This window comes from Niabella aquatica, assembly GCF_054779315.1.
In genome coordinates this window covers 218,080-231,683 of record NZ_BAAGYM010000015.1, presented here as the reverse complement: position 1 = coordinate 231,683, position 13,604 = coordinate 218,080, and the positions used below count along the sequence as shown (strand labels likewise).

At 42.0% G+C, this 13,604-nt stretch carries 8 protein-coding genes; 6 read left to right on the top strand and 2 right to left on the bottom strand.

All coding sequences use genetic code 11. The features are described 5' to 3' along the window. Positions 1 to 260: 260 nt before the first annotated feature. From ACYVBM_RS13495 to ACYVBM_RS13485, 3 genes are all read left to right on the top strand, one after another. The gene (locus ACYVBM_RS13495; RefSeq protein WP_460686197.1) at positions 261 to 2,204 is read left to right on the top strand and encodes a glycoside hydrolase family 127 protein; all 1,944 of its coding nucleotides are present in this window, start codon (positions 261 to 263) and stop codon (positions 2,202 to 2,204) included. Positions 2,205 to 2,230: 26 nt separating this feature from the next. Further along, positions 2,231 to 4,234, top strand: coding sequence for a DUF2264 domain-containing protein (locus ACYVBM_RS13490; RefSeq protein ID WP_460686196.1), 2,004 nt, complete (start codon positions 2,231 to 2,233; stop codon positions 4,232 to 4,234). A 475-nt stretch (positions 4,235 to 4,709) separates the two neighbouring features. Then, positions 4,710 to 7,862 (top strand): glycoside hydrolase family 2 TIM barrel-domain containing protein, encoded by a 3,153-nt coding sequence (locus ACYVBM_RS13485; RefSeq protein ID WP_460686195.1) that lies wholly within the window; start codon positions 4,710 to 4,712, stop codon positions 7,860 to 7,862. Positions 7,863 to 7,939: 77 nt separating this feature from the next. On the opposite strand, the gene ACYVBM_RS13480 is transcribed toward ACYVBM_RS13485, so the two are convergent. Continuing rightward, positions 7,940 to 8,869: a M20/M25/M40 family metallo-hydrolase gene (locus ACYVBM_RS13480; RefSeq protein WP_460686194.1), complete on the bottom strand. Its 930-nt coding sequence runs from the start codon at positions 8,867 to 8,869 to the stop codon at positions 7,940 to 7,942. A 373-nt stretch (positions 8,870 to 9,242) separates the two neighbouring features. Here ACYVBM_RS13480 and ACYVBM_RS13475 point away from each other — a divergent pair, with 373 nt between their 5' ends. Both ACYVBM_RS13475 and ACYVBM_RS13470 read left to right on the top strand, forming a co-directional pair. Continuing rightward, positions 9,243 to 10,727: a PAS domain S-box protein gene (locus ACYVBM_RS13475; protein ID WP_460686193.1), complete on the top strand. Its 1,485-nt coding sequence runs from the start codon at positions 9,243 to 9,245 to the stop codon at positions 10,725 to 10,727. 120 nt (positions 10,728 to 10,847) lie between these two features. After that, a complete protein-coding gene (locus ACYVBM_RS13470; RefSeq protein ID WP_460686192.1) occupies positions 10,848 to 12,308 on the top strand; it encodes an NHL repeat-containing protein in 1,461 nt (486 codons plus the stop codon). Positions 12,309 to 12,425: 117 nt separating this feature from the next. Here ACYVBM_RS13470 and ACYVBM_RS13465 read toward each other — a convergent pair whose 3' ends face one another. Further along, positions 12,426 to 12,815, bottom strand: coding sequence for a hypothetical protein (locus ACYVBM_RS13465; RefSeq protein ID WP_460686191.1), 390 nt, complete (start codon positions 12,813 to 12,815; stop codon positions 12,426 to 12,428). A gap of 246 nt (positions 12,816 to 13,061) precedes the next feature. Between ACYVBM_RS13465 and ACYVBM_RS13460 the strand changes: the two genes are divergently transcribed. Continuing rightward, a complete protein-coding gene (locus tag ACYVBM_RS13460) occupies positions 13,062 to 13,415 on the top strand; it encodes a single-stranded DNA-binding protein (RefSeq protein WP_460686190.1) in 354 nt (117 codons plus the stop codon). The last annotated feature ends 189 nt before the right edge of the window (positions 13,416 to 13,604 follow it).

Genomic DNA, 13,604 nt, shown 5'->3' with positions numbered 1-13,604 from the left:
ACAACTTAAAGCGAAAGAACTATCCTTACTTCAAAGACTTGCTAAAAAGCATGAATTGCAAGTCATTGGTATTTAGACAGTTGCTTCACTTGTCATTAACAGCCCGCCCGGATGACCGGTCGGACGAGCCTGACGAAGGGTGTATTGGGAGTGGGCTTCGGCAGGCTCTCCGAAGGAGTCCCTTGGACAGCCTGACATTCGTTACGAAAAGGGATGCTTAACATGGCACTGGAATAATCTCTAAAATAATATTTTTTACAATGAAGAAAATGTTATTCGCTTGTGCACAGTTGCTTTCAGCCACGCTGCTATTGGCACAGTCGCTGGAAATAAGTAACTATGCTATACAAAAAATAGACCTGCGACAGGTACAGTTAACTGATCATTTCTGGCTGCCTAAAATTAGCCAGATCCAGCAGGTCACCATCCCGTTTGCTTTGCAAAAATGTGAAGAGAATGGACGTTTTGAAAATTTTGTAACGGCAGAAAAAGTAATAAAAGGCGGTACCGGCAAAGTATTGGGTAAAATGCCTTTTGATGATACGGATCCTTATAAGATCATAGAAGGAGCTTCTCTTACATTAGTTTCATCTCCCGATAAAGAACTGGATGCACTGCTTGATAAATATATTGCTATTATAGCGCGGGGGCAGGAACCGGATGGGTATCTTACTACCTGGCGTACCATTAATCCCGCAGCAGCTCCTGCCAGTTGGGTAGGTAAATGCAAACAAAGGTGGGACAATCTTGAAATGAGCCATGAGTTGTACAACAGCGGTCATCTTTTTGAAGCGGCCGCAACGCATTATTATGCCACCGGCAAGAAAAACTTTCTGAACATTGCCCTTAAAAATGCAGATCTGCTGGTTAAAGTATTCAGCGCCCCTGACAACTATGATATTCCCGGTCATGAAATTGTAGAGACCGGCCTTATAAAACTATATTTAATAACAGGAAATAAAGATTATTTCAGCCTGGCAAAGAAATTCATTGATCTGCGCGGTACATCTGAGCACCGGAAGCCACGTGGTGAATATTGGCAGGATGCCAAACCTGTTCTGGAACAGGATGAGGTAGTAGGACACGCCGTTCGTGCAGTATATTTTTATGCAGGCATAACGGATGTAGCGGCCATAACAGGTGATGAAAAATATAAAACCACCATTAAGAATTTATGGCACAATATGGTGCATCAGAAAATGTATGTGACAGGCGGCATTGGCGCCAAACACGATGGCGAAGCCTTTGGTAAAAATTATGAATTACCTAATCTTTCTGCTTATAATGAAACCTGTGCGGCCATAGGTGGTGTAATGTGGGCCGACAGGATGTTCCGCACTTTTGGAGATGCGGATTACTATAATGTGCTGGAGCGTATGCTTTACAACGGTGTATTGCCGGGCATTTCGCTCGATGGCAAAGCTTTCTTCTATCCTAATCCTTTAGAATCAGATGGTGTGTATAAATTCAACCAGGGAAACCTTACCCGTGCGGGCTGGTTTGATTGTCCCTGTTGCCCAACCAACCTGATCCGATTTCTGCCATCTATACCGGCATTGATTTATGACACAGATAAAGATGGAATTTATGTAAACCTCTTTGCGGCCAACAAGGCTAAAATAAGCTTCAATAATACGGATGTAAATATTATACAAAATACGCAATACCCCTACGGGCCCGGCGTGGAATTGAATATAAACCCAGTTAAGAAAACAACTTTTTCCCTTAAGATCCGCGTTCCGGACTGGGCTACTAATAAGGCGGTATCGCAACTGTACACTTATCAAAACCCGGTAGCAAATACTATTACGTTATACCTGAATTCAAAAAAGCAAAACTGCCAGGTTCAGAATGGCTATATCGTAATTAATAGAAAATGGAAGAAGAGTGACAAGGTAGAGGTCCGGTTCCCGTTTGGAGTAAGAAATATTTCATCCAACCTGCTTGTTGCTGAAAATAAAGGAAAAACTGCGGTACAGTGCGGCCCGCTGGTATATTGCGTGGAAGGTATTGATAATAACGGTATGCTTGATAAAACCTTTACTCCATCCAGCTTTGAAGTACGTTACAATGCAAATAAACTGGGTGGTATCAACGAAATTATTGCTAAAGACGGAGCGCAGCAAACCTGGAATTTTATTCCCTACTATTCCTGGTCGAACCGGAGTGTGGGAAAAATGAAAGTATGGCTGAAAAGTGAGTAGAAGCGGACTAATACAACAATTCCAAAATGAAAAAACTTTTTATTTTATTTATCAGCTTTACCTGTTATAGTATATCTGTACCTGGTCAGAACACGCCTGATGATTTGGCTGGTGCATTACAGCAAAAGCGTGTGTCCAGTCAGCCTTTATTTAAGATAGATAACCCGGATTATAAATTGAGCCCTAAAACTGGTATTACCCGCGAGCACTGGAAGCAAATGGGCCTGTACCTGCTGCGGGGCGCATTCAGCTATATTAACAATATAGATGACCCGATGCAGTTTCCCAAAGAACCAGGCAAAAGCTACCCCAGGTCGGTAGCACAGGTACCAACAGAAAAGCTGGAAGGGCTGAGCCGCACTTTATTTATTGCCGCGCCATTGCTGAAGGAAGATTCCAACCTGGTATTAAATAATATCCGTGTGGCCGATTATTACCGCCACCAGATATTGAGCCTGCTGAACCTTAAAAGCAAATCATATATAAAGCCGCAGGAAAAAGGAGGCGGTCCCAGCCAGATATTAGTTGAGTTTGGCGCTTTGGCGGTTTCCCTGTTCTATGTTCCTGAAGTGCTGTTTGACCCATTGACCAAAGAACAAAAAGATCTTTTGGCACATACCATGCTGAGCTATGGCGATGGCAAAACCGTAGGTTCCAACTGGAAATTCTTTAACATTTTTGTTTTAAGCTTTTTTAAAATGAAAGGCTATGCTGTTAACGAACAGCTGCTGGTTGAATACCTGGATAAATCATTGGAGCATTACCGTGGCAGCGGCTGGTACAACGATGCGCCGGCTTATGATTATTACAGCATGTGGGCTTTCCAGATGTATGGTCCGTTATGGGCAGCATATTTTGGAAAGAAATATTATCCTGTATATGCTGAGAAGTTCCTCAAAAACTTTGATGATCTGAAAGCCACCTATCCCTATATGTTCAGCAAAGAAGGGGAAATGATTGTATGGGGAAGAAGCATGACCTACAGGATCGGCTCGGTTGTGCCTTTTGCTTTGATGGGACTGCAAAATGATCCCAAAGTGAATTATGGCTGGATGCGGAGGATTGCGTCCGGCGTAATGAAGCAGTTTTTAACCCATCCTGGTTTTTTAAAAGATAATGTTCCCACGCTTGGCGTGTATGGTTCTTTTGAGCCGGCAGTGCAGCCTTATAGTTGTCGTGGAAGTGTGTACTGGATGGGTAAGGCTTTTTTTGCGCTAATGTTACCGAAAGACAGTCCATTCTGGACAGCAACAGAGAATGACGGGGCCTGGGATGCAGAAATGAAGAAAGGCCGGGTATATAACCATTTTGCTGATACGGCCAATATATTGATTACTGATTATCCCAATATCGGTGCTTCGGAAATACGTGCCTGGTGCAAAGTAAAGCTGATTGGGGCCTGGGAAACCTTTCGCGCCAGCGAAAATTACAACAGGCTTTCTTATAACAGCGCTTTCCCCTGGCAGGCAGATAGTGTGGAAGGTGTGGTTTCTATGAATTATATTATTAAGAATGCAAAGAATGAATGGGAACCTTTACGTTTGTATGATTTCAAAAACTTTGATAATGGCATTTATTACAGGAATGCGGTATTGGAAACAAATCCCCATATAAAACTGAAGCTGGCAGATATCCCTCTTCCCAACGGGATATTAAGAATAGATAAAATAAGCGCTGATGTGTCAACAGAATTGAGACTGGGCCATTATGCCTTACCTGAGTTGAAAGAAGCTATTAAAACAATAAAGAAAAAAGTGAAAGGGAGGGAAGTTGTTATTATAGATAACGGGATATATCAGTTAGCCATGATCAATTATGAAGGCTGGGATAAGATATACGATGTTGATACAAGGAATGTACATCCGCAAAGCGAGCATAGCCGTGTAGTAAATGTTTCGGGTAAAACGGAAGCCGGTAAAGAAAAAACTTTTATCACACTCATGCTTTGGAAGAAGAGCGGGCAAAAATGGAGGGATGATGAGTTACTGCCGGTTGCAGATATTATAAAGAGCATGAATGCTATGCACTAACGAGTGGAGGCAAAGAATAATTTGCCACGAAGGAGATAAGGCGCAAAGGCTTTTTTCATAGGCGAGTCTCTGCCTTGGACCATGAGCGTAAGCACAGGACTCGCCGTTTTCTAACGCTAGGTACACGGCCAACACACGATGCCAACAGTGAGACACAATTGGGAATAAAATGGAAGAATGGGTAGCTACTGCCTGTTGCAAGCATTATAAAGCGCATGAATGCGGTGTAGTAAATAACGAAGAGGCACTGAGACCAGTACGGGAAATGTGTTATAGACTATATACGTAACATGGCAAAGGCATACAGGCATGAACCTGAAGGGTTCATATATTTATAGAATAAAACGGCAATTGAAATTATTTGACTCCGCAGGAGTCGTACATTTGGACGGATAATCAATGCTATAGATATTCGGCCCTCTGGGTCGGGGTCGGTGAAATAATAAAATGTTGAACTAAAAATAAATTTTGTCAGATGAAGAACCTTTTAGCTGTATTGTTAGCATGTATTGGCATTTCAGGTGTTTATGCCCAATCCCGTCCCGATTGGGAAAACCCCGAAGTATTTGCCATTAATAAAGAAGATACGCGGGCCACAGCATTGCCTTATGCAACGGAGCCCCAGGCGCTTAAAAACGACTATAAAGGATCGCCTTATTATCAATCATTAAACGGTAGCTGGCCGTTTTACTGGGTAGATAAAGTAGCCGATGTGCCTGCCGGTTTTTTTGAAGAGCGCTACAGCACAGGCAATATTTTACAGCGGCAAAAAGGAACGGCCAACCAGATCTCAGGCCAATCCGGCTGGACGCTGATGCCGGTGCCCGGCAACTGGGAATTTAATGGCTACGGTATCCCGATGTATGTTAACACCGGCTTTGGCTTTCCGAAAAACCCGCCTTTCATCAACAGGGATGATTCTCCAACCGGCGCTTACCGGCATGAGTTTGATATTCCCCAAAGCTGGGGTGGCAGGAGGGTATTTCTTCATTTTGAAGGTGGTACCAACTCTATGTATGTATGGGTGAATGGTAAAAAAGTGGGTTATACAGAGAATGCCAAAAGCCCTGCTGAATTTGATATCACTCCCTATATACGCCCCGGAAAAAACTTATTGGCCTGCGAAGTACATAAGTTCAGCGATGGCACGTATTTGGAAGACCAGGATATGTGGCGCCTGGGCGGCATCAACAGGAATGTATACCTGTACAGCACGGCGCAAACACGCATCCTGGATTTTTTCTCTCATGCTGATTTAGATGCAAAGTATAAAAACGGACTGTTCAGTACTGATGTAAAAATTAAAAACTATAACAATAATACCGCTGCACAAACTGTTGAAGTAAGTATCCTGGATAAAGCGGGCAAAAAAGTATTTACACAAACAAAAAAAATCAATGTTGCTCCAAACAGTACCGACTCTTTATGGTTTGAAGGCACGGTAAAATCACCATTGCAATGGACTGCCGAAACACCCAACCTGTACCATATGCTGATCAGTTTAAAAGACGGTAACAATAACATTATTGAAGCGACATCACACCGCATTGGATTCAGGAAAGTGGAGATTAAAGACGGGCAGGTATTCATCAATGGGAAGAAAGTGTATTTTAAAGGAGTAAACCTGCATGAATTTAATACCCATACCGGGCAGGTAGTAGACAGTACGGTAATGCTGCGTAATATTCAATTGTTCAAAGAGCTTAACATCAATGCGGTGCGCACTTCTCACTATCCGCAGCAGCCTTTGTGGTATAAATTATGTGACGAATACGGCATTTACCTGGTTGATGAAACCAACCTTGAATCGCATGGACTGGGATATGGTCCTGATAATGTTTCCAATTTCCCCGAATGGCAGGCGGCGCATTTGGATCGTATAAAACGGCTGATCGAAAGAGATAAAAACCACGCTTCAGTCATCTTCTGGTCTTTAGGTAACGAGGCCAGTAATGGCAAAGCCTTTTTTACCATGTATGATTGGGCGAAGGCACGTGATAAAAGCCGCCCGGTACAATATGAGCAGGCTTACCAAAGAGACAGGAACACCGATATTATCTGTCATATGTATCCCTCATGGGGAGATATGCAGCGCGATGCAAAGAAAGACCTGGGGCGCCCTTATATCATGTGTGAGTACGCCCACGCCATGGGCAACAGCATGGGCAACTTCCAGGACTATTGGGACCTGATGCGCACCAGCAAAAATATGCAGGGCGGCTTTATATGGGAATGGTACAATCATGGATATAAGACCAAAGATGAGCAGGGACGCGAGTATTGGGCTTATGGTGGCGATCTGCAGGGATATAACAAACCTAATGATGGCAATTTCTGTATGGATGGTATTATTTCGCCCGATCAGCAATACCTGCCCCATACGCATATCGTAAAAAAAGTGTATCAGAATATATTATTTGAAGCAAAAGATGTAAACAATGGTATCATAACTGTTATTAATGATTTTAAATTTATTCCGGTTACTCCTAATGATTATACTTTCAAATGGGTACTGCTGAAGAATGGGGAAACCTTTGCTACCGGGAACTTTGATGTTACCGTTGCCGCCGATTCAAAGAAGGAGGTAAAGCTGGATATTCCAAAAATAAACGCGGCACGTGGCGCAGAATATTATTTACAGGTATATGCTTATACTAAAAATGCTACGCAGCTCTTACCGGCAGGATTTGAAAGCGCCAAAGGCGAGTTTGCACTGTCTGGTAACAACTACTTTGTTCAGTCCGGACACAACGGTTCGGATGTTGAGAAAAAAGAAGAAGGTGAGAAGCTAACGCTTTCAGCCAACGGGATCTCTTATGAGTTCTATAAGAATGGACGTGGACTTACCTCCGTCAACGCGCCTGTAGGCTGGCTGTTTGGTAAGCTTCCGAAGGTTAATTTCTGGCGCGCTCCAACTGATAATGATTTTGGAGAACAGGCACAGTACAGGCTGAGGCTTTGGGATGCTGCTTCCTATACACAAAATGTGAGCTTTAAGCGTATAGAAGAAAAAGAAGGTACGATTACATTAAACTATGTTGTTAAGCCGGCGGGCATTGATGCCGAGGTCAATGTTTCTTATACTGTAAACAAAGACGGAAGCCTGACAATAGAAGCAGATTATAAAGCGCTTTCTGATAACCTTCCCGAAATGATGCGTTTTGGTATGAACATGGAGCTGTCGAAGCGCTTCAACAATTTTACCTGGTATGGCCGCGGACCCTGGGAAAATTATGTAGACAGGAAAGAAGATGCATTTATGGGTACCTGGAGTGGTAACGTAAAAGACCAGGCATATCCTTATTTCCGTCCGCAGGAAGCCGGCAACAAAACAGATGTGCGCTGGTTCACACTTACCGATAAGGATGGAAAAGGAATACGTGTAACCGGCGCGCAGCCCTTGTCTGTCAGCGCTACTCATTACCGTACTGAAGACTGGGATCCAGGTACCACTAAAAAGCAGCAGCATGCTTCGGATGTGTTACCTGCGGACAGGGTGATATTGAATGTGGATCTGTTCCAGCGTGGCGTAGCCGGACTGAACTCCTGGGGGGCTAAACCATTGGATCGGTATAGGTTTACCGGAATGGAGTATAGCTATAAATATACGATCAGCATTATACCATAAGAAAACCTGAAAAAACTCCAAAAGAGGCTATAGCAGTGTCTTTTGGAGTTTTGTTTTTCAGGAAAGCTTTAGCGGGCTTAATTCGTCCAGGTGAAATCCATTTTCGGAACGTGCATCGATTTGTCAATAACATGAATTTCTAATTTTAGAATAGACTTTAACGCCTTAAAATCTATTTTATGAGCATCATCTCCTGTTTTGTGGTAGTCGGGATGTCCTCCTGTATGAAAAAACAAAACAGGAATATTTTTTTTGTAAAAAGAGGTTTGGTCCGAACCTCCATTTCCATCTTTGCTTGTATAAAATTTTATATCGGATGTGATTCCTTTAAAAACTTCAGGAAAATAAGAGCTGGTACCATATCCTATTATCGCTAAGCCATTATGGGGGTTGTATCTACCGATCATATCCATATTGAGCATCCAGTGTATTTTTCCCAAAGGCACAGTAGGATTTTCTACAAAATATTTTGAACCAATAAGTCCTAATTCTTCTGCTCCAAAAGCAATAAACAGTAAATTAAAAGGTTCTTTAATGTTGTTTTTAGCGTAATGTTTTGCAAGCTCCAGTAGTCCCGCTACTCCCGAGGCGTTATCATCTGCTCCATTATGAATTTTCCCAATATTCAGAGAGTCCTTGCTGTTTCCTAAATCTCCATACCCAATATGGTCATAATGAGACCCGACAACAATAGTATATGCAGCGCCATTATCTAAAAAGCCGATAATATTAGCTGCTTTCCGGATGCTATCCGGAACTGTCACTCTTCGGACTTTAGCTTCAAAATCCTGGCGAAATCCATTTGCTCCCATTGGAGTAAGCCCGTATTTTTTGAATTGTTTTTCGATATACGTTGCAGCCTTTTCAGCTTCCCTACTACCTGTCTGGCGTCCTTTCATTTTATCAGAAGCCAGATAATAGATATGTTTTTTTAGTTTTTGTTCGGAGATTTGGGCATTTGCAACGGAGAATGCCAGTAAAAAAATAAGTAAGAAATATGGATTCATAAAAACCTGGTTTTACAAAATCGCCTAACAGCATTATAATACCGGAAAAGGCTTTGTGATGCTGTAAGAAAATTAAGAATAATACAAAATAGCTGCTTTATCATTTAAAAATAAATCTTTAAGATGAACTTTTTAGAGATGCCTGACATTTTTCCCTGCCAGTTAATAAGCCACTGCTTTGTATCATAAAAAGTGTGTGCAGGCTTCTGCTTTAGTAAAGATGTTTTCTGCACAGGGAGAACGTTCAATGCGGCACGAGTAAATAAAAATGTCGGATATTTTTCAGATTACTGTCTAAAAAAAATCATACCTTTAAAAGATAGTCCTCCAATAGATACTCTAAAAATTTATTTGCTTTCTATTTCGCATTCTTATGCCTGAACCAATAAATACTAACTTATTTCAAGAGGAAGAGAAACAGGCGTTATTTGCAGCCATAGTCAATTCTTCCGATGATGCTATAATCAGTAAAACATTAAAGGGGGTTATTACAAGCTGGAATGCTTCGGCAGAGCGGATATTTGGCTATACCGGCTATGAGGTGCTGGGCAAGCATATTTCGCTGATCATTCCTGAAGAGCGGCTTCCCGAAGAAGATTTCATTATAGGGAAAATAACCAAAGGGGAAAAAATTCAACATTTCGAAACCATTAGAAAAACCAAAGAAAACCGGCTGATCCCCATTTCGCTGTCTATTTCCCCGATCAGAAATAGCAGGGGAGTGATTATTGGTGCTTCAAAAATCGCCCGGGATATTACAGCACAAAAAAAAGCGGAAGAAAAACAGAATATTTTGGCAGCTATTGTCAATAATTCTGATGATGCAATTATCAGCAAAACCCTGCAGGGCATTATTACAAGCTGGAACAAAGCAGCCGAGATATTTTTTGAATATACCGAAAGCGAAGCTGTTGGCAAACATATTTCACTGATCATTCCGCCGGACAGGTACGAAGAGGAAACGCATATTATTAATGAGATCTGTAAGGGCAACAATGTGTCGCATTTTGAAACATTCAGGGTTTCAAAATCGGGAAAGCTGATTCCCATATCTCTAACCATATCGCCAGTATTGAACGATAAGGGGGAGGTCATTGGCGCTTCAAAAATCGCCCGGGATATTTCAGAAAAAATAAAGATACAGCAGGAAAAAGATCATTTATACAACGAGGTTAAAATATTAAGCAATAAAAAAGACGAATTTATTGCTGCGGTAACTCATGAGCTAAAAACACCTGTTACCGCATTAAGCGGGTCTTTACAGATCTTAAAAAGATATATTCCACTTGACGACAAAGGCCTTTTAATTGTAGAGCGCTGCCTGAAACAGGTAGACAAAGTGTGTATGCTTATTAATGATCTGCTCGATTTTTCCAGGGCCCAGGCAGGGTTGCTGCAGCTGCGGATGGAGCCGTTTGACCTGGCTGAATTGATTAAAGAGAGTATTGACTTTTTTAAAGATGAAACAAATCATACGTTTAAACTCGATTGTATCAAGGCTGTTTGGTTAAAAGCAGACCGCCTTCGTATAGAACAGGTACTGGTTAATCTTTTGGGTAACGCGGTGAAGTATTCTCCTGACGGGGGGGTAGTAGAAGTTATAGTAAAAGAACAGGCCGGTACTGTTTCTGTATCAGTTAAGGATGACGGTATAGGCATAGATAAAGAAAGCCTGGATAAAATGTTTACCCGGTTCTACCGTGCAGTAAGTAATTCCTCTAATATTCCGGGATTGGGTATGGGCCTGTATATCAGCAAAGAAATCATCAGCCGACATAACGGAGCTATCCATGTAGAAAGCAAAGCCGGAAAAGGCTCCATATTTAGTTTTACCCTGCCCTGCGGCAATGAAGTATAATCTTTATAACAGTATTGGTAAGGCAAACGCTGCTTATTAAAAAAACTTACTCAAGTACACGGCCATAAATACATTTTCTTTATTTTCACAGCTTATACGGACCCTCAAAACCAATTTTTTATGAACGCTACAAGCGCTTTCAAGCAGTGTATGCTGTCTGCTCTGTTTTTCTATTTTTTTTCGTTATTTTTTTCTGATGCCCGTGCACAAATAGTATCTCTGATTGCAGATAATTCTAAAGGATTTGTATATCCGACAGGACTGACTGTTGATGGTATTGGTAATCTCTATGCTGCAGACTGGAGTGAGCACGTGATTTTCAAAATAGACCTAAGCAATAATTCGGTTACACAGCTTCCGCTGGATAAAGCGGAGCTTAATGGGGTGGCAAACCTGGCTTACGATGGATCCAGGTATTTATATACTACTATTTCTAATAGTAATACTGTTAAAAGAATAGACCTGACCGATAATTCCATTACAGTTATTTCCGGTAACGGAACTGCGGGCAGCGCTGATGGCCAGGGCACAGGCGCCCAGCACTATTACCCATATGGGATTGCGCTTGATGCCGCCAACGGCAATCTCTATATTTCTGACCAGCATACCCATGTTATCCGCAAGATTGAATTAAATAATAATAACACGGTTACTACCATTGCGGGCCAGGCTAATACAAGCGGCAACGCCGATGGCCAGGGGTCTCAGGCCAGGTTCAACTTGCCCACCAGCCTGGCGCTTGATGGCAACGGTAATCTTTACGTAGCAGATGCTCAAAATAATACTATCCGGAAAATTGAGCTGAATAACAATAATACCGTAACTACTGTGGCGGGCTTGGCAGAGACAACAGGCAGCATGGACGGGAACGGATCTCAGGCCCGTTTTTATTATCCAACCGGCCTGGCCTTATTTGGTAATAATATTCTTTTTGTAGCAGACTTCTATAATGGACGCATTCGCAGGATCGACTTGAATAACAATAATGCGGTAACCACCGTAGAGGGAGATAACGGAAATTTGGATAATGCGGCAGAATCAATAACATTAGATGGCGCCGGCAATTTATACCTTTCCGATATATTCAATTCAGAGATCAGGAAAATGGCGTTAAGCAGCACATTACCGGTTACTTTTGGCAGCATCTCTGCCAGCTTTAACGGCAGTGAACTTAACATTAACTGGCAAACCCTTTCTGAAACCAATAACGACCATTTTGAAGTACAGGTATCTGAAGATGGCAAAAATTTTACTATCGTTAATACGCTTGCATCGAAGGCTCCCAATGGTAACTCTGATAGTTTGCTCGAATATAACCTGTCGTTTAGCTTAGGGGCTTCTGCTGCCTTATCAGGATTGGGTGTACTGTCGTTACTGGCCCTCGCGGTTCCCGGTAAAAGGAGAAAATGGATGAGTATTGCGGCTTCGTTTGTCATAGGTGTTGCCGTATGGAGCAGCTGTACAAAAACGGGCACAGCGGCAATCTCCGGGATGAAAAAAGCTTACGTACGTATCGCCCAGGTAGATAAGGATGGTACAAAAAGCTACAGTAAAATAATCGTTATAAATAACAGCCGGTAATTACAAAGAAGGTAAAAGTACATCAATAGTAGCTACTTTTCGGGCAAAGCTTTTTTGATCCGGGCGTTTCATTTCGGCCGTAAACGCTGCAGGTATCCTGTTAATAGAGCCGTTTTGCTACTGTTTTAACTCTTTATCGTGCGGCTCCTTTTCTTTAACCACCAGCAACCAGTCCTTTTCCATTGGCAGGTAACCATGGTCGTAACAAAAAAAATAAGTAGCCCCTTTTTTAGTGGTGTACTGATGCGTAAAATACCTGAATTGAAATCCCAGATCCGAAAGCTTTTTCCGGTTCACTTTGGTGGTTTCCTGTCCGGGTATAAGTAAAGAAACAAGCAGGTTCCGGTTCTTTTTTAAAATATTATTGATATTACGGAAGTGGCTGCTGTCGGTGCCCTTTACCTGGTTATTATACACATTCCGGCAATAGTCATCACAAAACTTCTTGTCGCTCCGGCCCTTTACGGGCTTACCACAGGCCAGGCATTTTTTAGGTAGCATTTCCATATGTAGCATTTAATAACGGGAAATTACAGAAAATATTTTTAATAAAAAATATAAGTACAGTGATTCTCAATTGATTGTAGGGTGTAACCGTTTATAAACGTTTATTATCGTAAGTAAACCTTTAAAATACGATTACGGGCCTGGTGTCATCCCATCTTTGTGTTGCCGGCGGGGAGCGCTACCGGCCGGTTGAAATAAAAAATTATTAAAACCGTCCCGCTTGGGCGGGGCACAAAATTTACAACTATGTACGCACTTAAAAACAAAGTTCAGTTAATAGGAAATTTAGGTAATACTCCCGAAATCAGGACTATGGAAAACGGTAAAAAAATGGCCCGCTTCACTATCGCCACCAATGAAATCTATAAAAATGCCAAAGGAGAACGGGTAAAAGAAACCCATTGGCATAATATAGTAGCCTGGGGACAGATAGCCGAAATTGCGGATAAATACCTGCATAAAGGCAAAGAAGTAGCTATTGAAGGCAAACTGGTCAACCGCAATTATGTAGATAAAGCTGGCGTTAGGAAATATATTACCGAAGTGCATATCAATGAGCTGTTGCTAATGGGCAGGAGCGACAATGCTTTGGATGATTAACTGCAATACCTGCTCACAGAAGTACTCAAAATAACAGTTCCTGTTATTAATTGCCGCGGGGCTGTCTAAAGTATCCACTGGTATATTTACCTCGGGCGTAGCGGGATGAATAAATTTTAAACAGGCTCTTATCCCTGCCAGATTTTTTCAACTACATCTCGTTTCGGCCTGAATGGGACCTCTTTAGAT

What these genes read in the sequence shown, in the direction of transcription:
- ACYVBM_RS13470 (WP_460686192.1), top strand. Translation starts at nt 10,848, where the DNA reads ATGAACGCTACAAGCGCTTTCAAGCAGTGTATGCTGTCTGCTCTGTTT.
- ACYVBM_RS13475 (WP_460686193.1), top strand. Translation starts at nt 9,243, where the DNA reads ATGCCTGAACCAATAAATACTAACTTATTTCAAGAGGAAGAGAAACAG.
- ACYVBM_RS13485 (WP_460686195.1), top strand. Translation starts at nt 4,710, where the DNA reads ATGAAGAACCTTTTAGCTGTATTGTTAGCATGTATTGGCATTTCAGGT.
- ACYVBM_RS13460 (WP_460686190.1), top strand. Translation starts at nt 13,062, where the DNA reads ATGTACGCACTTAAAAACAAAGTTCAGTTAATAGGAAATTTAGGTAAT.
- ACYVBM_RS13490 (WP_460686196.1), top strand. Translation starts at nt 2,231, where the DNA reads ATGAAAAAACTTTTTATTTTATTTATCAGCTTTACCTGTTATAGTATA.
- ACYVBM_RS13480 (WP_460686194.1), bottom strand. Translation starts at nt 8,869, where the DNA reads ATGAATCCATATTTCTTACTTATTTTTTTACTGGCATTCTCCGTTGCA.
- ACYVBM_RS13495 (WP_460686197.1), top strand. Translation starts at nt 261, where the DNA reads ATGAAGAAAATGTTATTCGCTTGTGCACAGTTGCTTTCAGCCACGCTG.
- ACYVBM_RS13465 (WP_460686191.1), bottom strand. Translation starts at nt 12,815, where the DNA reads ATGGAAATGCTACCTAAAAAATGCCTGGCCTGTGGTAAGCCCGTAAAG.